18 protein-coding genes and 3 pseudogenes are annotated in these 22,499 nt (G+C 54.3%); 20 read left to right on the top strand and 1 reads right to left on the bottom strand.

Annotated elements, in window-relative coordinates; all coding sequences use genetic code 11:
* Window positions 1-33 precede the first annotated feature (33 nt).
* From ACHHV8_RS05445 to ACHHV8_RS05535, 19 genes and pseudogenes are all read left to right on the top strand, one after another.
* Window positions 34-1,008 (top strand): ROK family protein, encoded by a 975-nt coding sequence (locus ACHHV8_RS05445; RefSeq protein WP_395157372.1) that lies wholly within the window; start codon window positions 34-36, stop codon window positions 1,006-1,008.
* 268 nt (window positions 1,009-1,276) lie between these two features.
* On the top strand, window positions 1,277-1,990 hold the full coding sequence (locus ACHHV8_RS05450) for a response regulator transcription factor (RefSeq protein WP_395157373.1): 714 nt from the start codon (window positions 1,277-1,279) through the stop codon (window positions 1,988-1,990).
* A gap of 114 nt (window positions 1,991-2,104) precedes the next feature.
* Window positions 2,105-3,532: pseudogene (locus ACHHV8_RS05455) on the top strand (PAS domain-containing protein); the annotation flags it as partial.
* Window positions 3,530-5,593 carry a hybrid sensor histidine kinase/response regulator gene (locus ACHHV8_RS05460; protein WP_395163428.1) on the top strand — a complete coding sequence of 688 codons (2,064 nt, stop codon included), beginning with the start codon at window positions 3,530-3,532 and terminating at the stop codon, window positions 5,591-5,593. The pseudogene ACHHV8_RS05455 and the gene ACHHV8_RS05460, both read left to right, overlap by 3 nt.
* 285 nt (window positions 5,594-5,878) lie before the next feature.
* Window positions 5,879-7,438 (top strand): putative bifunctional diguanylate cyclase/phosphodiesterase, encoded by a 1,560-nt coding sequence (locus tag ACHHV8_RS05465; protein ID WP_395157374.1) that lies wholly within the window; start codon window positions 5,879-5,881, stop codon window positions 7,436-7,438.
* A 295-nt stretch (window positions 7,439-7,733) separates the two neighbouring features.
* Window positions 7,734-8,456: a sugar phosphate nucleotidyltransferase gene (locus ACHHV8_RS05470; RefSeq protein WP_395157375.1), complete on the top strand. Its 723-nt coding sequence runs from the start codon at window positions 7,734-7,736 to the stop codon at window positions 8,454-8,456.
* A complete protein-coding gene (rfbB, locus tag ACHHV8_RS05475) occupies window positions 8,453-9,475 on the top strand; it encodes a dTDP-glucose 4,6-dehydratase (RefSeq protein ID WP_395157376.1) in 1,023 nt (340 codons plus the stop codon). Before ACHHV8_RS05470 ends, rfbB begins: the two co-directional genes overlap by 4 nt.
* On the top strand, window positions 9,472-10,362 hold the full coding sequence (gene rfbD, locus ACHHV8_RS05480) for a dTDP-4-dehydrorhamnose reductase (protein WP_395157377.1): 891 nt from the start codon (window positions 9,472-9,474) through the stop codon (window positions 10,360-10,362). The genes rfbB and rfbD overlap by 4 nt, the downstream gene beginning before the upstream one ends.
* Window positions 10,349-10,810 (top strand): dTDP-4-dehydrorhamnose 3,5-epimerase family protein, encoded by a 462-nt coding sequence (locus ACHHV8_RS05485; protein ID WP_395157378.1) that lies wholly within the window; start codon window positions 10,349-10,351, stop codon window positions 10,808-10,810. Before rfbD ends, ACHHV8_RS05485 begins: the two co-directional genes overlap by 14 nt.
* 88 nt (window positions 10,811-10,898) lie before the next feature.
* The gene (locus tag ACHHV8_RS05490; RefSeq protein WP_395157379.1) at window positions 10,899-11,189 is read left to right on the top strand and encodes a hypothetical protein; all 291 of its coding nucleotides are present in this window, start codon (window positions 10,899-10,901) and stop codon (window positions 11,187-11,189) included.
* Window positions 11,153-11,971: a CgeB family protein gene (locus ACHHV8_RS05495; protein WP_395157380.1), complete on the top strand. Its 819-nt coding sequence runs from the start codon at window positions 11,153-11,155 to the stop codon at window positions 11,969-11,971. The genes ACHHV8_RS05490 and ACHHV8_RS05495 overlap by 37 nt, the downstream gene beginning before the upstream one ends.
* 1 nt (window position 11,972) lies before the next feature.
* Complete coding sequence (locus ACHHV8_RS05500) at window positions 11,973-13,103, top strand: CgeB family protein (RefSeq protein WP_395157381.1); 1,131 nt, start codon at window positions 11,973-11,975, stop codon at window positions 13,101-13,103.
* 64 nt (window positions 13,104-13,167) lie between these two features.
* Entirely contained in the window at window positions 13,168-13,473 is a 306-nt protein-coding gene (locus tag ACHHV8_RS05505; protein WP_395157382.1) for a FliH/SctL family protein, read from the top strand.
* Window positions 13,474-13,800: 327 nt separating this feature from the next.
* Window positions 13,801-15,609, top strand: a complete 1,809-nt coding sequence (locus ACHHV8_RS05510) for a glycosyltransferase family 4 protein (RefSeq protein WP_395157383.1) — start codon at window positions 13,801-13,803, stop codon at window positions 15,607-15,609.
* 25 nt (window positions 15,610-15,634) lie between these two features.
* Window positions 15,635-16,716: pseudogene (wecB, locus tag ACHHV8_RS05515) on the top strand (non-hydrolyzing UDP-N-acetylglucosamine 2-epimerase).
* Window position 16,717: 1 nt separating this feature from the next.
* A pseudogene (locus ACHHV8_RS05520) lies at window positions 16,718-17,706 on the top strand (polysaccharide biosynthesis protein).
* Entirely contained in the window at window positions 17,703-18,548 is an 846-nt protein-coding gene (locus ACHHV8_RS05525; RefSeq protein WP_395157384.1) for a dTDP-4-dehydrorhamnose reductase family protein, read from the top strand. The pseudogene ACHHV8_RS05520 and the gene ACHHV8_RS05525 overlap by 4 nt, the downstream one beginning before the upstream one ends.
* A complete protein-coding gene (locus ACHHV8_RS05530; RefSeq protein WP_395157385.1) occupies window positions 18,545-19,522 on the top strand; it encodes an SDR family oxidoreductase in 978 nt (325 codons plus the stop codon). Before ACHHV8_RS05525 ends, ACHHV8_RS05530 begins: the two co-directional genes overlap by 4 nt.
* The gene (locus ACHHV8_RS05535) at window positions 19,482-20,201 is read left to right on the top strand and encodes a glycosyltransferase (RefSeq protein WP_395157386.1); all 720 of its coding nucleotides are present in this window, start codon (window positions 19,482-19,484) and stop codon (window positions 20,199-20,201) included. The genes ACHHV8_RS05530 and ACHHV8_RS05535 overlap by 41 nt, the downstream gene beginning before the upstream one ends.
* A 148-nt stretch (window positions 20,202-20,349) precedes the next feature.
* Here the strand turns inward: ACHHV8_RS05535 and ACHHV8_RS05540 are convergent, their stop codons facing one another.
* Window positions 20,350-21,423 (bottom strand): glycosyltransferase family 4 protein, encoded by a 1,074-nt coding sequence (locus tag ACHHV8_RS05540; protein ID WP_395157387.1) that lies wholly within the window; start codon window positions 21,421-21,423, stop codon window positions 20,350-20,352.
* A gap of 300 nt (window positions 21,424-21,723) precedes the next feature.
* Between ACHHV8_RS05540 and ACHHV8_RS05545 the strand changes: the two genes are divergently transcribed.
* Window positions 21,724-22,494, top strand: a complete 771-nt coding sequence (locus ACHHV8_RS05545; RefSeq protein WP_395157388.1) for a glycosyltransferase family 2 protein — start codon at window positions 21,724-21,726, stop codon at window positions 22,492-22,494.
* Window positions 22,495-22,499 lie beyond the last annotated feature (5 nt).

Here is a 22,499-nt window from a genome sequence, read left to right on the forward strand (position 1 = left end):
TAATTAGAGGCTTTCAGGGAGCGGAGGATGGGCATGAGCAAGTTGATTGGGATGGACATCGGGGGGACGAATATCGTATGCGGCTTAGTGGACGTTCAAGGCAGCCTAATCCATAAAGTTAAGCAGCCGACGGAGGCGCTCAAGGGAAGCGGCTACGTATTTGATAAAATTGGGGGAATGATCGATCAGCTGCTTCGCGAGACGAATACCCCGCGTACGGACGTTTCAGCGGTTGGCGCGGGGACGCCGGGCTTCATCGACCCGGAGCGCGGCGTAACCTTGTTCGCGGGGAACCTGAAGTGGACGGATATTCCGACGGCGGAGGAAATCCGCAGGCGGACCGGCATCCCAACCTTTATCGATAATGATGTGCGAATGTACGTATACGGCGAGACGGTATGCGGAGCTGCGCAAGGATATGAGCATGTGCTGGGCATTACTATTGGAACCGGCCTCGCGGCGGCTTCGGTGAACCGGGGGCATTTATTTTACGGCAGCCGTTATATGGCGGGGGAAATCGGGCACCTCATCTTTCCGGAGCAAATCCCTTATACTTGCGGATGCGGTATGACAGGATGCCTGGAGACGGTTGCCTCCGCAACGGGAATAGCCAGACAGGCCCGCGATCTTATCCGCAGCGGCAGATCCAGCGTGCTTCGGGAGTGGTTCCGGGATACTTCCATTGAAAGCATAACGGCGGCGGACGTGTCCAAAGCCTATGATGTGAACGACCCGGTTGCCGTCGAGGTCATGAATCATACGGGACAGCTGCTGGGCAGAGGCTTGGCCTATGCGGTAACGCTGTACAGCCCGGATATGATTGTGATAGGGGGAGGCGGGGCATTAGCCGGAGAGCGGCTGTTTGCGCCGATGAGAGAACAACTGCAGCAGTCGGTTTACAGCGGCTATTGGGAGCGTCTGACGATAGCGCCTGCACGGCATATCGACGATGCCGGCATTATCGGAAGCGCCTTGGCTGCCGGACAGCGGCAGGCTGCTATGAACTAGGCAAGAAGACCTAATAGAGAAGAAGCTCTTTTATTGTGTACAATGGAGCTTCTTCTTTTTTATTTGCGGGGAACGGGTATTTTTTCCTCTAATTTTATGGACGACCTTTTACGACATATAGTATATTAGAGTAGGAGCAATTAGCTAGATTCGACAATCAAATCTATATCTTACTTGAAATTCATGTAATAAATATCAATTGATCGTTAATAAATTGCTAACTTTGCTAACACTTTACTAACATATGAGCGGAAACAGGTGGTTCGGGATGTACAAAGTACTACTTATTGAAGATGATAATATGGTAGGCGACATGTCCACGATGTATTTATCGGAAGAAGGCTACTCGGTAAAGAGAGCGGTCGACGGTAAGGAAGGCATGCAGCAGCTGGAGCAATTTCATCCGGACCTGATTATACTGGATATCGTGCTTCCTGACATTAACGGGATCGAGCTGTGCAAGGAGCTCCGCAAAATATCCCCGATCCCGATCCTGGCCGTTTCGATGAAAACGGATGTGCTCGATCGTGTGGATGCCCTGATGGCAGGTGCGGACGATTATTTATGCAAGCCCTTCAGCATGCGTGAGCTGACCGCCAGGGTAGCGGCGTTAATCCGGCGCACGAATATGAACGCGCATGAATACGCCTACAGCTCGACTCCGCTGATGAAATTCATGGAGGACGGAGATCCGATCACCTTGGATTATGAGCGCAGAGCGATTTTCGTTCATCAGAATTTTGTCGAAACGACATATTCCGAATTTGAAATCATGAAGCTGTTTGTCGTAAATAAGGAAAAAGTATTCAGCCGGGACGAGCTGATCAATGCGCTGCGCGGCATCGATTCTTTCGTCAACGACCGGTCAATCGACGTACATATAGCCAACCTCCGCAAAAAAATCGAACAGGATCCGAAGGAACCGAAATTAATCAAGACCGTATGGGGCATCGGTTATAAATATATGGGTGGAAACTCTTAGGGAGAGCGCTCCTTAAGAGTTTTTCTTTAACTACCGCCTCTGGCAGGCAGGGGCGTACCATTTGGCAGGGAGCGGATACAAAGCATGAAGACATGGTCGCTGCGCTTTAAAATGATGGTGGTTGTATTTGTGATCACAAGCCTCTCTTTTATTGTGGTAGGCATCGGCAATTATACTTCAGCCAAAGAGCTGATTATCGAGTCGCTGAAGGACAATGCCGATGCGAAGGTGTCGACGCGGGCATACAATCTGTCCGTATGGATTCAGAACCGGCTGGCTGAGGTTGAGGTGATGAGCCGCACGGAAAAGGTGCGCTTTGGCAGTCAGGAGGAACGGCTGCAATATTTGAGCAAAGAGCTTGAGAGGAGCCAGGGCAATTTTGACTGGATCGGGTTTTCCGATGTGACGGGCCGTCTGACGTTTACGACGGGCAAGCAATTGAATATACGGCAGGAGCCGACCTTCAATGAAGTGCTGAAAGGGCGGAGCATGATATCCGATGCTTTTCGCGGACAGGATACGCAGGCCATGCTGTTCACCATCCAGGTTCCGGTGTTAGGAGACAGCGAGCAGGTCATCGGCATCGTTAACGCATCGATCCGCGTAGAGACCGCTTTCAGCCAGGTCACCAATTTCAAGATCGGCGCCCGGGATACCATTCTGTTGTTCACGCAGGGCGGGCAAATCATTTATCATCCGGATGCCTCGCTGATTGGGAGCGCGAATATCAAGGACAGCGCTTCTTTGCTGAGGGAAATGGCAGAGGACATGATGCAGGGGAAGCAGGGCTCGGGGGAAGCGGGCCGGGGAACGGAGCAGCAGCTCGTATTCTACTCTGAGGTCGCGGGTACGCCTTGGCATCTGGTTCTTGAGGTGCCGGTCGTCGAGTTCGAGAAGCCGCTTGCCTCCTTGTTCTGGAAAAATCTTTTAACGATAATTGCCGCCGAAGGGGTATTGATCTGGCTGCTTATCGTGCTGTTCAACCGGGAGATCAAGCGCATCCGGGACATCGTCTCCGTAACGGAAAAAGTGGCGGAAGGGCATTTCGATCTTCATCCGATTCCGATCCAGCATCAGGATGAAATCGGGGCGCTGGCCCTTTCCGTCAATGGGATGATGGCCCATCTGAAGGAAATGTTCGAGCGCCTGGAGGCGATCATCAACCAAAATGATTTTGCAATCATGTCGCTGGATGAAAATTACAAGATTAATTACTTTAGCAAAAATGCCGAAAAAATGCTGGGCTACAAGGCCGAGGAGCTAATTGATAAAGGGGATCCGAGCTGTCTCATTGCTCCTGAAGAGCTGGCTCAGACCGCGGCAGAGCTTTCCGAGATGCTGGGCAGACCCGTCGCTGCGGATGTATCGGTATTTCATGAGCTGCGGCTGCTGCAATTTTCATATGACAGGGAGTGAACCTTTGTCCGTAAGGACGGCACACGGTTCCCGGTCGCTCATAATTCGAACGGACTGCGGGACCGCAGCGGCAAATTTATCGGAGTCGTCAGCATTTCCCGGGATATTACGGAGCATAAGCGGGTGCAGCAGGAGCTGATTCAAGCTAAGCAGGAGGCGGAGGAAGCGAATCTGGCCAAAGGCGACTTCCTCGCGAGAATGAGCCATGAAATCCGGACGCCGTTGAACGGCATCGTCGGTTTATCCCAATTGATGCAAAAAACCGAGCTAAACGATATACAAGCCGATTATTTGCGGAAAATAGTCTCTTCTTCCCGTGCATTGCTCCGGATTATTAACGATATTCTTGATTTCTCGAAGGTGGAGGCAGGCAAGCTGGAGCTGGACTCGGTCGTCTTCCATCCGGAGAAAATTATGAACCGGCTGTCGGAGCTGCTAAGTGTCTTTATGGGCGGCAAGGAACAGTTCGAGGTGATTATCGATACGCCTCCCGTCGTTCCCGATGCGCTGATCGGTGATCCGATCCGCCTGCAGCAAATTTTGCTGAATATTAGCAACAATGCGGTCAAATTTACTCACAAGGGTTATGTCCGAATTCAGATGGAGGTTGCCGGAGAGACATCACAGCGGGTTCATCTGCGCTTTACGATTGAAGATACGGGGATCGGCATCTCGAAGGAGCAGCTCGACAAGCTGTTCCAGCCGTTCACCCAGGCCGACGGTTCTACGAGCCGTAAATACGGAGGGACCGGGCTGGGCCTTGTTATCGCTGACAGCCTGATCCAAATGATGGGCGGACAGCTGGAGGTTACGAGCCAGCCCGGCGCCGGCAGCACGTTCGCCTTCACGCTTTCGTTCGAGCGTTCCCCGCAATCGCATGGGGTGGAGCACAGGCTGAGCGAAGCCTACGGGCAGCTGCCGGTATGTATTGTCGAGGATAATGAAAAGATGACGGCGCATTTGGCAGATCTGCTCCGCTCGTTCTCCCTGGAGCCGGCAGCCGCCTTCAATTCATGGAAGACCGCGGCGTCCAAGCTGTCGGAGGAAGAATTTGCGGCTCCGGAGGGCGGCAAGCCCTGCCGGCTGGCTCTGCTCGATATGGAGATGCCGGATATGTACGGCGCCGAGACGTGGATTCAATTCCAGCAGGCGGCCAAGGCGGCTGGTATGATTACAATCGCTATGACGACCGCCTTCGGAAGGGATGAAATGCTGGGGATGCCGCCGGAGGAGCGGCCGGACGGGATCATTGTCAAGCCGTTCAGCCGCCCGGGCTTGTTTCAGACGCTGGAGGCAGTGCTTGCCCGCAGCCTCACGCTGAGAGAGAGCGGGGCCGCAGCGGAGCATGGGCACCATCTCCCTGAACCTGCCTCGTTCCATGTGACGGGACAGCGTATTCTGCTGGCGGAGGACAACGAGATTAACCGGCAGGTTGCCGTAGAAATGCTGACCCATCAAGGCTACCGGGTAGAGGTGGCGCACGACGGCCGGGAAGCATTGGCCAAGCTGCAGGAAGCCGACTGGGATTTGGTGCTGATGGATATCCATATGCCGGAGATGGATGGAATCGAAGCGACGCGAGCCATTCGCAGCGATCCCCGGTACCGCCGGCTGCCGATCATCGCTATGACGGCCAATGTGATGAAGGGCGACCATGAGAGCTATTTGCGAATCGGGATGAACGATATTATAACGAAACCGTTGGAAAGTACGCCGATGTTTGCGACAATCCGCAAATGGCTTGGGAGCTCCGCCTCGGAAGTCCTTCCTCTCCATGATGACGGGTCGCATGCTTTGGAGGAGGCTCCTGCCGAAATGTTCCCGGTCGTGCCGGGGATGGACGTATCCAAAGCTATGGCTCGTGTCAACGGTAAAAAGCAAATTTTATTCCAGATGGTCAAAATTTTCGAGCATGACTACAGAGATTTTGCAGCCCAGCTTCATGCGGCGCTGGAGGAAGGCAGAAGCCGGGACGCCAAACGGCTGGTGCATACGTTAAAAGGCGCTGCAGGCAGCCTCTCGGCCGCCGGGCTATATGAAGCTTCCGTCCGTCTGGAGGAAGCGATAGCCGAAGCGGCCCCAGACGCCGAAGGAAGTGCCGGGACGCCGGAGCTGGAGCAGGCGCTTCGGGAGATGACGGAGAGCCTCGGGCAGCTGTTAACGTCGTTCCGGCAGTTTTTAGAGTAGCCGGATCGTACGAAGCGGCTCATACTTTTTTAATAATTAACGGAATTTCCCCTGGATTATGAATTATATGCGACCTTGGCTAACAATTTATCCGATTGTGAGAACGGAAGACGCATTGCAAAGAAATTTAATACTAATTTCATACAGATTCGTAAATTTACTGTATATTTTGTTGGGATAATACCTCTCGGCCCTTCAAACAGGCTTACATTAATATGACGAACATGAACGGTATTTCATAAATAGCGGGCCCACTTTAGTTCTTCGGTGCGGGAGGTATTGGCTTTGGTTGCTTTGAAAATGCTCGTTCAGTTTTCCAATCATGCGGCGCTGATGACTGTATTCGTTTTATTGGTTAACGGGTTAACCGTCAAATGGTCAGGCCGCTCCTGGTGGTACAGACGTCTGTGTGCCGGAGGCTTGTACGCGGTCTCATTGGCGATGGGGCTGTCGGGATGGTTGTTATGGGTTCGTCCGGTTGCCTTCGGCTGGGTTATTGCAGCCATGCTGCTGGCTACGGCGCTTGGATGGATCATCGGGAAGGGATGGACCGATTCAGCGAAGCGGGCGCTGGCCTACAGGCTGCGGATGCTGGACCAGGCCGAGGCCGAGGCGGCAGCCTATCGGCAGACCGCGGCCGCTGCATCGGAATCGGCCTTCTGCCCGGACTCGCATGAGGCTCGTCCTTCCAAGGCAGAAGCCTTACTGCAGGTACAGGCTGCGGTACAAGAAGGGGCGGCCAGCGAGCGGGAGCAAGCTTCGGCTCAGGCCCAAGCCCTAGTACAAGACAGAGTCCCAACTCAAGCACAAGACCGAGTTCAAGCACAAGACCAAGCACAACCGAAAGTCCAAATTCAAACCCAAGCACAAGACCAAATGCAAGATCAAGCACATCTCAAAGTCCAAACCCAAGCTCAATATCAAGCTCAAGTAGGAGCTTTAATTCAGGCTCAAACCCAAGCTCAAGCTAAAGAAGCACTGTCTGTCCAGCACCAGCAGGCGCTGCTTCTCGCCCAGGAGGCAATGCCGCTCTCCGCAGCGGATGCATACCCTATGCGCCTTCGCCAGGAGCTGGCCGGCGCTCTGCAGCGGGAAGAATTTCAGCTGCTGTATCAGCCGCAATTCGAGACGGGGACGGAGCGCATTCGAGGCTTCGAGGCTCTGCTGAGGTGGCATCACCCCGAGCTGGGGAGCATTCCGCCGGACAAGTTCATCCCGATTGCGGAGGAGACCGGCTGGATCGTACCGATCGGGGAATGGGTGCTGCGCGAAGCGTGCCGGTTTAACCGGCTTCTGCAGGAGACGGAAGGCATAACAGCGGTGATGTGCGTGAATATCTCAGCCGTTCAGCTGCAGGAAGCGTCATTCGCGGACAGCGTCTGCCTTGTTTTGCAGGAAACGGGGCTTTCGCCGGAAGCGCTGGAGCTTGAAATTACGGAAAGCATGCTGATTCTGTCCTGGGCTGCCGCCGCTGATAACTTATGCCGCCTGCAGGAGTACGGTGTCCGTATTGCGCTGGACGATTTCGGCACAGGCTATTCTTCGCTCAGTTATTTGCAGCGTCTGCCGGTCCATCTGGTCAAGATCGACCGTTCGTTCATCCATGGCATTCCCCATTCCGCACGGGAGAAGGCGCTGGTGGAGTCGGTAATTCATTTGGTGCATCAGCTCGGCATCGGAGTATTGGCGGAAGGAATCGAGAAGGAAGAGCAGCTGTGCTGCCTCCGGGACATCTCCTGCGATTGTGTGCAGGGCTTCCTGCTCGGCAGGCCTATGGATGACCGGGCGCTCTCCTCCTATGTACAAGCTTACCGTGAAAGACAGGAGCCTGTTCTGATTAGTTGAAATTAGAAAGACGAAGAACCCCAGCCGGGCGCTGGGGTTCTTCGTCTTTTTTTATTTAATGAAAAGATAATGATTGTGAAACGGAATTTATAATAACTAATTTATTTTCCATTTAATTACAAAATATAGGTGATTTTAACGATCCATACTGGCCCCTTTCATGACAAATACACGGGTCATCAGCCAATTTTGAGAGGATCGTGGTATTCGTCCATTTGGAGGCATCGGCATACGCATATCATATCAGCAGGCATTTGAACAGAAACTGAAATTCCGCGTGGAAAGGGGAAAAAGCATGAAAGGCGTCATCTTGGCTGGCGGAACGGGCACCCGGTTACGTCCTTTAACGGATATCGTTAACAAGCATTTGCTGCCGGTAGGGAAATATCCCATGATCCATTATGCCATTGCAAAAATGGCCGAGGCCGGCGTGAAGGAGCTTCTGCTTGTCCTGGGTAAGCATTCGGCAGGTTTATATATGGAATATATTGGAAATGGCAGGCGGTGGGGGCTTGAGGTCAGCTATAAAATCCAGGAAGAGGCCGGAGGTATCGCTCAAGCTCTGGCTCTGGCGGAGTCATTCGTTCGTCCGGATCAAAAGCTGCTTGTCCTTTTGGGCGACAACTTATTTGAGGATTCATTGAAGGAAGCGGTGCTGTGGTTCGAGAGACAGCCGGATGGAGCCCACGTGTTCTTAAAAAAGGTGCCGGATCCGCATCGGTACGGCGTACCTGTTTTGCAAGGGGATCATATCTCGACTATCGTTGAGAAGCCGGAGCAGCCTCCATCCCAATATGCCGTCACCGGGATCTATTTATATGACGCGAGGGTGTTCGATTATATTCGCATGCAAAATCCTTCCGCTCGCGGTGAAATGGAAATTACCGATGTAAACAATGTTTATGCCGGGCAAGGTCAGTTGACATGGACGCTGCTGAACGGCTGGTGGACGGATGCAGGAACACATCGGTCGCTGCAGGAAGCCGCAGCCCGCTTGATGGGGAGTGAAGAGTCATGACCTTGCTTAAAAGAACCCTGCTTGTGACCGGGGGCATGGGGTTTATCGGCAGCAATTTCATACGCTATTGGCTGCATCGTTACCCTCAGGACCGGGTCATCAATTTGGATGCGCTGACCTACGCTGGAAATCCTGAAAACCTGGCTGAGGCGGAAGCTCTTCCGAATTACAGGTTCATTCATGGAAATATTGCGGATACGGCAGCGGTACAACGCTTGTTTAAGGAAGAGCTGATCGATTATGTCGTTCATTTCGCAGCGGAATCGCATGTAGACCGCAGTATTCTTCATCCCGATGCGTTCGTAAAAACCAATGTGCTGGGGACCCAGTGCTTGCTGGAGGAGGCACGCAAGCAGGGGAAGATCGCCAAATTCGTCCACGTATCAACGGATGAGGTTTACGGCACCTTGGGTCCTGAGGGAATGTTCACGGAAACGACGCCCCTCGCACCGAACAGTCCCTACTCGGCAAGCAAGGCGGGATCGGATCTGATGGCGCGCGCTTATTACGAAACGTATGGACTGCCTGTCGCCATTACCCGCTGCTCCAACAATTACGGCCCTTATCAGAATCCGGAGAAGCTGATTCCTTCCCTCATTACCCGGCTGCTGATGGACCAGCCTGTTTCCATTTACGGCGACGGGTTACATGTACGGGATTGGCTGCATGTGGAGGACCACTGCGCTGCTATCGATTGCGTCATACAGCGGGGAGTGCCGGGCCAGGTATACAATGTCGGGGGAAACAACGAGCAGACCAATCTGCAGATAACGAGACAGCTGCTGGCCGAGCTAGGGAAGCCGGAATCGTATATCCGCTATGTGACGGACCGTCTTGGTCATGACCGCCGGTATGCGATTGATTCCTCCAAGCTGCAGCGTGAGCTCGGCTGGCAGCCTCAATGGACACTGAACTCCGGGCTGAAGCAGACCTTGGATTGGTACGTCCGGCATACCGGCTGGTGGTCGAAGCTGGTACCAGCTCCTCCTCTGAGAGAGAACGGAGGAGAGACGCCGTGAACATTCTTATTACCGGAGCCGGCGGGCAGCTCGGACACGACTTGGTCCGGGTCTTTTCGGAGCAGGGACTGCACCGGATCAACGCGTTTACCCGCCAGGAGCTGGACGTAACGGAGGAAGAGGCCGTGTTCCGCACCGTCGCGGCGGTTCGCCCCGACGTTATCGTGCATGCGGCGGCTTACACGCAGGTGAACCTGGCGGAAACCCGGATGGAAGAGGCTTATAAGGTCAACTCCCTCGGTACACGCAATGTGGCGCTGGCTGCGGTTCAGACGGGGGCAAAGCTGGTTTACATCAGCACGGATTACGTCTTTGACGGGACGAAGCGGACGCCGTATAACGAGCAGGACCGCACGAACCCGATCAGCATATACGGCCACTCCAAGCTGCATGGAGAGAAATTCGTTCAGCTTTCCTGTGAGAAATACTTCATCGTTCGAACCTCCTGGCTTTACGGCAGGCAGGGCAGCAATTTCGTAACCAAGGTACTGTCCTGGGCTGAGCAGAAGAACGAGCTGACCATGGTCAGCGATCAGTATGGCTCGCCGACTTATACGTATGACCTTGCGCAATTTATCGGCAGGCTCATCGAGACGAACCGGTACGGAATTTATCATGCGGCGAACCGCGGGGGCTGCTCACGCTTGGAATTCGCGCAGGAAATTTTGAGGCTCGGCGGCAAAAGCGAAGTCAAGCTGCTGCCGGTCAGCTCGGAGCAATTTCCTGCGCCGGCGCGAAGGCCGGAATATTCGATATTCGACGATATGGCGATTCGAGCGAGCGGACTGAAGCCTCTTCCCTATTGGCGGGAGGCACTGCAGACATTTTTGTTTGAGGATTGGCCCGGTAAACAGGATAAGGAGGAAAACGGCAATGGGCAAAATTAACGGGGTTCAGCAAAAAAATCTTGTGAAGCACTGCGATGACCGCGGGTATTTCATGGAGCTGCTGAGAGAGGATGACCCGATCTTCGGCCGGTTCGGCCAGGCGTCGCTGTCGATGTCTTTTCCCGGCGTTATCAAGGCCTTTCATTATCACAAGCTGCAGGACGACATTTGGTATTTCCCTAACGGCCACGCCCAGGTCGTGCTGCACGATATGCGGGAGGATTCTTCGACCTATGGACAGACGGACGTTTACTATATGAACGCCGGCAATCCGTATCTGCTGTTTATTCCGCGCGGGGTAGCGCACGGCTACAGGGTGCTGGGGAATGAGCCGGTGACTATCGTTTATTTTACGAATATGGCCTATGATCCGAAGCAGCCGGATGAATACCGGATTCCGTACAACGATCCGTCCATCGGCTTCGATTGGACCACAAAGTTCAAATAAAAGGGCTGAGGAGGGGAGCATATGCAGCACACGGCAGCGGAAGGCGCCATCGCAGGGGAAGAAGCGGGAAGACAGCTGGGTTTTAAGCATGGATATCATTTGGGCCGCTGCGAGGCGATCCTGGACCCGGTACACGCCGGTTTCCCCTCCGCCTGCGCCATTGAGACTCATGTATGTGCCTCAGGGCTTTCCTGCTATCGATCAGGGCATCATCTCCGCGCTGCAGCGGACCGTGCGGGAGGTATTCGTCGGCTCGCCTCAGCACATGCTCGAACAGGCGAGACAGATGAAACCGGATATCGTGCTGGTGCTGAACGGCCTGCATGTGTTTCCGGCGACGATTTGCAGCAGATCAGCGATATCCGAAGGCTCGGAATAAGAACGGCCATCTGGTTTGCGGATGATCCGTATTTTACCGATGACACGGTGGGGATTGCTCCCCATTATGACGTGGTGCTGACGCATGAGCAGAGCTGTGTCCCGTTATACGCTTCGCTCGGATGCAAGCGGGTTGCCTACCTGCCTCTGGCGGCGGATACCGAGCTGTTCCGTCCTCAGCATGTGGAACCGAAGTACCGGTCGGATATTTGTTTTATCGGCATGGGCTTTTGGAACCGGATCGAGCTTATCGACCGGATTGCCCCGTATTTAGCCGGCAAACGGCTGGTCCTGGCGGGAGGACTGTGGGAGCGGCTGTCCCATTACAAGCAGCTGTCGCCTCATATCCGGGCAGGCTGGGTACCTATCGAGGAGACGGTGAAATATTACAGCGGAGCCAAAATCGTACTGAACCTGCACCGCGGATTTTTGCATGAAACGGATAATCGCAACAGCAGAGCGATTCCTGCCCAGTCTACTAATCCGAGAACCTACGAAATGGCCGCTTGCGGGGCGATGCAGCTGACGGATCTGCGTGCGGATCTGCCGAAGCTGTATATGCCGGGGCAGGATATGGCCGTCTATCAGACGCCGGAAGAGCTGATCGCGAAGCTTGAATATTATTTAAGCCATGAGGAAGAACGGAGCCGAATCGCCTATAACGGCTTGCAGCGTACACTGCAGCAGCATTCGTTCCTGTCCCGGGTCAGTGAGCTGCTGAAGCTTCTCGGATACGCGGAAGCATCGGACGCCGGAATTATCAAGGAAGAAGGAGGAGCCTGATATGGCAAAAAAAGCTATGCGTGCCAAGGCGGCTGCCGCCCGATCCCCGAGAGGCTGGCGGTCGGGCTGGGAGAGGGGTTATCGGCTTGGAGCCGGCTACGGCTATCATTACGGCCGCTGCGAGGCGGTTGTCCGCAAAATAAAGCCTGCGCCGCTCGGCTGGTGGAACGTGCGCGTACTTTATATTACTTCAGGCAAAGGCTTCCCCTATTCGCCGCTGGATCAATCCATAATAGAAGGATTGAGGGGGCTGGTGCGCGAGCTGGTTATCGTGACGCCGGCGCAGGACTTTGCAGCCGCGGCACTCAAGCTGCGGCCCGATTATGTTCTAGTGCTGGACGGACTGAATGCGCCTGTGGAGGAGATCGATAAAATTCGCGCAGAGGGAATCCGGACGGCTGTCTGGCTGACGGACGATCCTTATTATACGGACATGACGCTGGAAATGATCCGGCATTATGACGTTGTGTTTACGCTGGAGCTGGAGTGCGTGGAGTTTTACCGGCAGAACGGTATCGCCCAAATCCATTATTTGCCCTTTGCCGCCAATACGGCCGTATTTCGTCCCAAAATGATTCCGATCCAATACCGCAGAGACATCAGCTTTATCGGGTCGGGCTACTGGAACCGGATTGCCGTTTTCGACCAGATCGCGCCGTATTTGGCCGGAAAGAACAGCTATATCTCGGGCATTTGGTGGGAACGTCTGCGGCAGTATAAGCTGCTGTCTCCCAAAATCGATTTGAACAAATGGATGAGCGCTGAAGAGACGGCCAGCTTTTATAACGGCACCAAGATCGTCTTGAATATGCACCGGGCCCATGACGACATGGAGTTTAACAACAACAGCCGTTTGATCCGTGCACTCTCGCCAAACCCGCGAACATTCGAGATTGCCGCTTGCGGTACGCTCCAGCTGACCGACATGCGCGACGATCTCGTACGCTTCTATGTACCGGATAAAGAAATCGTCACGTACAGCTCTCGGGAGGAGCTCGTTCATAAGATCGACTATTATCTGCATCATGAGGAAGAGCGCCGGATTATCGCGTTAAATGCGCTCAAGCGGACGATGTCGGAGCATACCTACCCCCATCGCCTTTCCCAAATGCTGCGCCTTATCTTCGGGTAAGCTCCTTTTTCGGAGACGTCCGTCCAAGGAGCGCGATCCGGCTATGAACCGTTGAAAGGAGACGTTGTATGAAACGGTCTGGAACAACCAAAAGAGCCAAGCGGCGTATTTCCGCAAGAAAGCGGACACCGCTGTCGGCACGACGCAGGATCGCCCGCCGGAAGCGGGGAGGAACGGACCTCTCCATAAGACTCGGAGGTCAAATCCGATCAAAGGCAGGGCGCGCCGCACGGTGAGACCGGTACTGCGCAGAAAAAAACGGGCGCCTGGCTATAGCAGAGCTTACAATGCTGCCTTTGATCAAGCGTATAACGAAGGCTTTAGCGCCGGCTTCAAGCAGGGGCTCGAGGACGGTCAACAAGCGCCGTAGTCTTCATCTCGATGGATGCCGGGGGATACATTCTCTCGGTTCTTTGGCCTGCGCTGCAGGATGTACCGCCGAGCTGAAGCACTGTCACGGGAATCCCATCGGCACACCGGCCGCTATTGGAAAACCGATGGAATACAGTCGTAATTGTACGAATGGACGGGGGGTATATGTCGTGCCGATACAGTTGTCCACCTAATATATTGTAATACCTAAGCAGTCCAAAAAGGGATTGTACCGCTGCTTTGATGCATGCCGCAAAATCATGCACGAATGATTATGGTACAACAGCATAATACAACCAATACACGGAGGGATGTGGGTCCATTCATGAGCAGGCCCAAGGTCATGCTGTTCTCCCACATTTGCGGCGACAGCTTTATTACAGGTGCGGAAAAGTATCTGTTGGTGCTTGCCGGCGAACTGAGCCAGCATTTCGACTGCACGCTCGTCGTTCCCGCTGAAGGGCTGCTCCTGCAAGAAGCCGGTCAGAGAGGGCTGAACACCATCGTTCATCCCATACCTTTAGTGTGGAGTATGTTCAAACCAGAGGGCAGCGTAACCAAAGAGCTGGAGGAGAAAATAAGCCGTCATGAGCATGGCGGCATCGTCAATCTGCTGCATATGCATCAGCCGGATCTGGTCATTACCAATACAATCGTTAACCCGATGCCGGCCGCAGCCGCCAAAGCGTTAGGCATACCGGTAGCTTGGTTTATTACGGAAAAAGCATCCGCCGAGCGGGACACGGCCCCAGCCGTACGATGGATAGACAGGTATGCGGATTGGATCATCGGAATATCTGAAGCTACGCTGCAGCCGTTCCGTGCGGAGGGATTGACCAGCAAGCTTTCTCTTCTGCCTCCTACATGGCGCAAGGAAGAGCTGCACCCGGAGCAATGGACGTACAACAGGCTGCAGAGGCGCGCGGAATGGGGGATCGCCCCGGAGCAGCGGCTGGTCGGCTACATTTCTTCAAGCCTGCATCCGGAAAAAGGCTTGGAGCACTTCATTTATATGGCTCTGAAGGTTTGCCCTGCCGTACCTGACGTCCAGTTCCTGATTATCGGCAACACGACGGATAAGGATTACATGGAGCGCTGCGAAAGAAGAATACAAGCATCGGGGTATACCCACCGGTTTCATCGGGTCTCCTTTGAATCGAACATTGAAATGCTGTATCCCGCAATGGATTTTGTTGTGATTCCGAGCCTGATTGAGGAAGGCTTCGGCATGACGGCCCTGGAAGGGCTTATATTCGGCAAAACCGTCATCTCCTACCGGGCGGGGGGACTCGACGAAATTTTACGGACAACAGGCAATGCATCGGGACTTGTAGAGAAAGGGGACGTCATCGGCCTGGCGATGAAAATGCTGGAGAAGCTGACGGCAGCCCCGTCCGAGCTGGGCAATCAGGCGAATAGACGGGAGGCGGAGGAAGCGTTCGGCTTCGATACGTACCGTCTGCGATTAAGCCGGTTGATGCACCAGTTTCAATTAAGGTGCGCTGCCTTAACGGCTGAACGAATGGCCAGTCCGCTGCCCCCCTTATGGATGAATGCAGTCTATAAAAGTCCGACAGCCTCGGCGGCCTTTCTGATAGAAAACGGCGTAAAGCGCCCCTTTCGTTCTTCGGAGGCATTTCTGTTTTACAAGTACCGGTGGGGCGATATCCATGAGGTTCATGATGCTGTGCTGCACAGGTATCCTACCTCGATTCCGGTCTCTATGGAGGCCCCGTTTCACAGTCATCGCCCTTCCGTCATGCTGGCCAAAGGAAGCGGGCCGACGGTATATCTGCTGATGGAACACCGGCGATTTCCTTTCGTCTCGGTCCGCAGCATCCGGCAGCGCGGTTGGGACCCGGAAAGGATCGTGACAATCCCGGACAAAGAGCTGACTGCACTTGAATTGGGCGGCACCTTGACGGAGACGGCTTCACCGAGCGTCAAGAGGGCGCGCCGAAAACGGAAGAAGCAGCGGCCGGTCTCCAGGAGAAAAGCGCAGGTGAGGCCAGGGAAGCGGAAGCGTAAAACATTAACGAGAAAACGGCCGGCGAAGAAACGGTTATCCGGCTCGAAGAAGGCCTCCGGGCGCAGTAAGCGAAAGGCGGCCGGAAGGAGACGGAAGGCAGCATAATCGGGAAGAGGAGAAGGAGAGAGCTATGAAAATTGTTACAATTCTCGGACCCGGCCCGAGATTATCCGGCTTAGTCTCATTATGCGCAAGCTGGATGAGCTGGCCGAGCGGCATGTTATCGTGCATACGGGACAAAATTTCACACACACGCTCAGCGATATTTTTTTCCAGGAAATGAAGCTGCGGGCGCCGGATTATACGCTTCAGCATACTAACCATTCCCTAGGCAGCCAGTTGTCCACCATGTTTGCCGAGGTAGAAATTATTCTGCAGAAGGAAATGCCGGATAAGGTGCTGCTGCTGGGGGACACGAACAGCGCGTTATGCGCGATTCTGGCCGAACGGATGGGCATACCGGTCATTCATATGGAAGCGGGAAACCGGTGCTTTGACCTGGAGGTGCCCGAGGAGAAGAACCGGCGGGTCATTGACGCTATCTCCTCCATTAACATGCCTTACACACCGCAGAGCAAGCAGAACTTGCTTCGGGAAGGCATTCCGAGTCAGCGGGTTGTGCTGTCCGGCAATCCGATCCATGAGGTATTGGAATATTACAAGAAACAGATCGCTGCCAGCTCTATTCTACAAAAGCTTGCCGTGGAGCCGAAAAGCTATTTCCTTGTCACCGCGCACCGTGCAGAGAATGTAGACAATCCGGTGCATCTCAGGGCGATATTACAGGGCTTGAATGAGATTGCCGATTGGTCGGGCCGCAGAGTGCTCTGCAGCATTCACCCCCGCACACGGGCAAGAATTGCGCATCTATCCGGTTTATCCATGCACCCGCTGGTGGAATTTTATGAGCCCTTCGGATTTTTCGATTTCGTGTTCTTGGAGCAAAACGCCTTATGCACCATTACGGACAGCGGTACGGTGCAGGAGGAATGCTGTCTGTTCCATGTGCCGACGGTCACGATCCGCAACAGCACGGAGCGTCCGGAAACGGTGGATTGCGGAAGCAATGTCGTCACCGGTCTGCATGTGGACCGGATTGTCGAGGCCGTGAAGCTGATGATTCAGCTTCCATGCGATTGGTCCTGCCCGGACGGCTATCTGGATCACGATGTTTCCGGAAGGGTTGTTAAATTTGTACTGGGAGGAAAATAGAATGTTTACAAACAGCAGGATTTTGGTAACCGGGGGCACAGGTTCGTGGGGGCACGAGCTGGTCAGCCAGCTGCTGACGCACAACCCGAAGGAGATCGTCATTTTCTCCCGTAACGAATCGAGCCAGGTAGCCATGAAGCGAACCTTTGAGGATCCGAGGCTGAGCTTCTGCATCGGGGATGTGCGGGATAAGGAAGCCTTGGTCCGGGCCTGTCTGGGCATCGATTATTTATTTCATCTGGCAGCGTTGAAGCATGTGCCGGTATGCGAGTGAACCAGCCGTATGAGGCGTTGCGGACGAATGTGGTCGGCACGCAAAATGTAATTGAAGCGGCGATCGAAACCAAGATTAAAAAAGTCATCAACATTTCAACCGATAAAGCGGCCAATCCTTCCAACTTTTACGGGATGACCAAAGCGATCGGCGAAAAGCTTATCATATATGCCAACCTTCTTCATTCACAGACGACGTTCGTTTGTGTACGGGGAGGCAACGTGCTCGGTACTAACGGCAGCGTGATCCATTTGTTCCGCAGACAAATTATGGAGAAGAATCAAGTAGGAATTACTCATAAGGACATGACGCGCTTCTTCTTAACGTTGAAAGAGGCGGTCGGCATGCTGCTGAGGGCTACAGCGGAAGGCAGGGGCGGAGAGATCTTTGTGCTGAAAATGCCGACCTGCAAAATTGTTGATTTGGCCGAGGTGCTTGCGAACGCGTTGGGCAAAAATAATGTGGAATTTGTAGAGCTGGGGGTTCGGCCCGGGGAAAAAATACACGAAATTTTATATTCGGATTATGAAGCCCAGAACACGATTGTGTACGATGACGATTATCTCGTCATTTTGCCGACGCTGGACATTCCTGGTCTGAAGGCGCATTACAGCGGTTACCCGCGCGTCGGCTCGGACAGCTACTCCTCGGCTCATTCCTTAATGAGCAAGGATGAAATTCGTACGATGCTCATGCAGGGCGGGTTTTTGCCATGAGAGTGCTGGTGATCGGCGGTAACGGGATGGCCGGTCATTTGATGATCCAATATTTAAGCCGAACCACCTCTCACGAAGTATTTCATACGGTGAGGGCAGGTAAAGGACGATCCATTGGTCCGCGGGGGCTTAATTTGGACGCAAGGGACTCTGAGGCCGTGAAGCATCTGATGACGGCTTTAAAGCCGGATATGATCGTCAACTGCGCAGGCATCTTGAACGATTTTGCAAGACAGAATGAAGTGGACGCTTACCGCGTTAACGGACTGCTGCCGCATGTGCTGGCGGAGCTGGCGGATCGTCTCGGAGCAAGACTTGTGCATATCAGCACGGACTGCGTTTTCTCGGGGGAGCGCGGCTCCTATGAGGAGCGCCATGTGCCGGACGGTACTTCCGTATATGCCAAAACAAAAGCGTTGGGCGAAATCTTCCGCGCTCCCCATGTGACGGTAAGAACTTCCATCGTGGGACCTGAAGTTCGTGAGAAAGGCATCGGTTTGCTTCACTGGTTTATGCATCAGCGCGGGGAAATTAAGGGCTTCCTGCAAGTGCCGTGGAATGGAGTGACGACTCTGGAGCTGGCCAAATTCGTCCATCATTTGATGGAAGAGGGACGAGAAATCACCGGCCTGGTGCATTTGACCGCAGCGAAGCCGCTGAGCAAGTGCCGGATGCTGGAGCTGTTCCAAAGCGTATTCGAGAAGAGGGATGTCGTAATTCGTCCGGACGATGCTATCGTTCTTGACCGTACGTTGAAATGCACACGTTCCGATCTGGGCTACTCGGCTCCCGATTTCGAAAGGATGCTGTATGAACTGCGCGATTGGATGGCAGAGCAATGAACGGCCGCCGAATTGTGATCACCGGCGCCAGCGGGTTCACGGGAAGGCATGCGTGCGCGCATTTTGCCGCGCTTGGGTATGAGGTGGTGGCAGCCGTACGGCAGCCCGGCAGCCTGAGGCTTGCTGCAGGGACTGCGGGTTTTCGGGTGACCGAGGCGGTCTGCCGCCTTGATCACCCGGACGAGGTCGAGCGGCTGCTGGCCGATTACCGGCCGCATGACCTGCTCCATCTGGCCGGGCTCGGCGAGGTGGCCGTATCCTGGCGCGAGCCCATGGCATTCATCGATACGAATGTTATGGGTACCCTGCGTCTGCTGGATTCGCTGAAGCGGCACGGAGACGGCGGCAGCCGGGCGCTTATCGTTGGCTCCATGCTGGGCATGGCGTGGGGGCAGGGTGCTGGAGAGGCCTCTCCTCCGCATCCTTACGGGATGAGCAAGGCCGCCCAGGTGCTGCTTGCCCGCTGGTGGGGCTCGTTGTTCGGGCAGTCCGTCATGATCGGGCAGCCTTCCAATCTGATCGGCCCGGGCCGGCCGCAGGCCTCTGCGGCCTGCTGGCCGAGCGGATCGCGCGAGCCGAAGCCGGGTTATGCGAGCCGGAGTTCCGGCTCTCTTCGGCGACAGAGGCACGCGATTTTGTTGATGTGCGCGATGCGGTGCGCGCATACGAGGTCATTCTTTGCCGGGGGTGGCCCGGCGCGGTATATGGCATCGGCTCAGGCTACAGCCGCACGCTCGGTGAAGTCGCCGAGCGGATGCTGGAGCGGGCCTCCGTGCCGCTGCGTCTGGAGATCGGCGATGCTGAAGCGCCGCCTCCCGCCAAGGTGGATTTGCGGCCGCTTCGGGCGCTTGGCTGGCAGCCGTCCACTCCTTTTAAGAAATCCATCCAAGACATTCTGGCTTATTACCGGAATGAAATTCAGAAAGGGGCTAGATGATGCATCCGTTGGTTTCCATCATCATACCATTTTATAACGACCCGTATGTTCCTCAAGCGATTGCCAGCGCGCTGGCGCAGACCTATCCCAATGTGGAAATCATTGTGGTTGACGACGGCTCGACACAGCATGCGGAGCTGATTCAGCCTTATGCCGGCCAGGTCTATTACCTCGGCAAGGCGAACGGAGGCACGGCCAGCGCATTAAATCACGGGATCCGCATGGCCTCCGGCGAATATATCGCATGGCTCAGCTCCGACGATCTGTTCTACCCGCACAAGCTGGCGGTGCAAATACCGTACATGCAGGCATGCGGAGCGAAGTTCTGCTTTACGGCCTTCGATATCATCGACGAGCACAGCCGGGTTACCCAGCAGGGCGTCGCCGGGCGGTTTCCCAGTGTCCAGTCCTTTTACACCGCCATGCTGAGCCACAACCCGATAAACGGCTGTACCGTTGTTATAAAGAAGGAGCTGCTGGGGTATGTCGGCCTGTTTAACGAACGCCTGCCTTACACGCACGATTACGATCTGTGGCTGCGGATGATTCTCGCCGGCCAGGATATGGTCTTTTTGGATCAGTCTCTGACCCAATACCGCCAGCATGCACAGATGGGCACAATCCGGCATCAGCAAAGGATTGCGCACGAGGTTCAGAGCGTCCAGTCCTTCTATACTCCGCATCTGAGCGCCTATATCCAGAAGATGGGCGGATAAATTCGCGACGCTGCGGTTTGAACCCCCATAACCATCATCCAACAAAAATATAAGCATCCTTTTCGCTCGTTTGATGACGAAAAGGATGCTTATTCACGTTTCGGATAAGATATCGCGATCGGGCTTATTCCTTGAATGAGCCGAGAGCCTATAAGGAGAGGCCGAGCTCTCTTAGCACTTTCTTGAACCGGACGCAGAACAGATCAGGGTTGAAATTTGTGTGGATATGGGCCTCGCCCTGGCTTCTGAGCCGCTCACGCAAGGCGGTATTCTCCATCAGCTGGATAGCGTGATGCACGGCTGTGTTTATCTGGCCGATCGGATAAAATTTGCCTGTTTTATCATGCACAATAAAGCTTCGTACGCCGTCGGAGTCGGTGGAGAGCACGGGACACCGGCAGCTCATCGCCTCGGATACTGCGTAACCGAAGCCTTCAAGGATGGAGGTGGAGAGAAGAAAACCGCCGGAGTCGCCGATTTTAGAGTACATGAGCGGCATTTGTTTGTGCGGGATATTGGAATGCCGGATCACGTAGGATTCCATGCCCAGCGTGCGCAGCTTTTGCTCGAAGGCCGCTTTTTCTGCAGGTTCGTACAGATCGGCGTCCTCGAACATCCACAGCCGCAAATTCGGATACCGTTTACGCAGGGCAAAGCCGATGGATAGAAAGTCGCGCCAATTTTTGTTTTTTTCAATTCGTCCCACCCAGCCGATAATCGGATAGGAAACGCGTTTGTTGGTCTTGTAGCGGAACTGCCGAGTGTCCAGGAAATTCGCCATCTTAAACTGCTTCAAGCCCGGAAGCATCGTTCTGAACAGCTCGATTAAATGGCTGGTATCAGGATACAGTGCTGCCGTACTGTATTTATGAAGATATGGAATGGCCTCGGTAAGCGTATGGACTGCATGCTCGCGTTCGCCCAGTCCTTGTGCCTCATAAATGACAGGACCTTTAAAAGCCCCGTTCCGTATGCGCTCAAGCATAAAAAAATCGGAAGAGACGAAGATGGCATCATAGCGTTCCTTCTGCACCAGCCGATGGAGCTCCTTGTCTTTATTGGTGATATAAGTTGGAATTCCGGAAATATTTTGAAGCCCCGCCGCCGGTTTCTGGTAATGAAGATGGCATTGAATGCCTTGCTGTTTGAGAGCTTCCGCGCGCAGACGATGCAAGGTTTCTACCCCGCCGCTTGGAAGATAATAAGAGAGTAGCAGCTTCATGCTTGTTATAACCTCCTTCGGTATTCATCGTTATGCCGGGAATAGGGGATATGAACACCGATGCGTCCTTCTGATAGTTTATGTAGGACATGAGCTTCAGGTGTGGATACTCCGGGGACAGACGCCCTAAAGAGACGCTTTTTTTTCTTCCTATCTGCAAATTTCGGCCATTCGCCGCCTTTTTTTCCCCTGCTATGCACCTGCCCTCGCTCCCGTGACAGAAGTACATAGACTAAGGAGAGGCCATGAAACTTGCCTGCTTCAGCCTAACAAACTGCAGCTATGGAGTTGAGTCAACGGATGCGTATCCTGAACAAAAACCATTCTGCGCTTCTGAGGGCGCCTACTTCCAAGGTGTCCGTCATTCTTCCTGTCATGAACGAACGTAAAACGCTGGCGGCTGTGCTTCGGGAAGTGAAGAAGCTGAAGCCGCTGGAAATCATTGTCGTAGCTAACGGGTCTACCGACGGTTCGGCAGCTATCGCCTCGAAATGCGGGGCAAAGGTATTGACATTTGATCAGCCCTTAGGGCACGATGTCGGCCGCAGTATCGGCGCCAGGCATGCTGCGGGAGAAATTCTTTTGTTCCTGGACGGGGACATGGTTATTCCCGCCGCCCAGCTTAGGCCTTATCTGCGCGCAGTCGAACGAGGCGTGGATGTCGCCCTGAACCGGTATAACGGCAAGCTGAGCCGCTCTACCGTGCATCCGGTCGTTCTGGCGAAGCATGCGCTGAATACGGTGCTGGGGCGTCCGGATTTAAAGGGAGCTTCGCTGACGACTATCCCCCATGCGATGAGCCGCCAAGCGGCGCAAACAATCGGCTTCGAGCAGCTGGCAGTGCCGCCGAAAGCCCAGGCGATAGCTATACAGCATAGATTGAAGGTAAAAGCGGTGCATTTGATTCAAGTCGGGAAGCTGAACCCCGTACGCCGCAGGGAAAAAGGCGCAGACCCTTTGGGCAATTTAATCGTCGGCGATCACCTGGAGGCGATTAACTGGTATGCCAAGGCGACGAATGATCGCGGCCTGCGTTCGGATTTATCGAGAAACCGCCATATTGTGAGGTGAATATC

Source organism: Paenibacillus sp. TAB_01 (assembly GCF_043945595.1).
GTDB lineage: Bacteria > Bacillota > Bacilli > Paenibacillales > NBRC-103111 > Paenibacillus_S.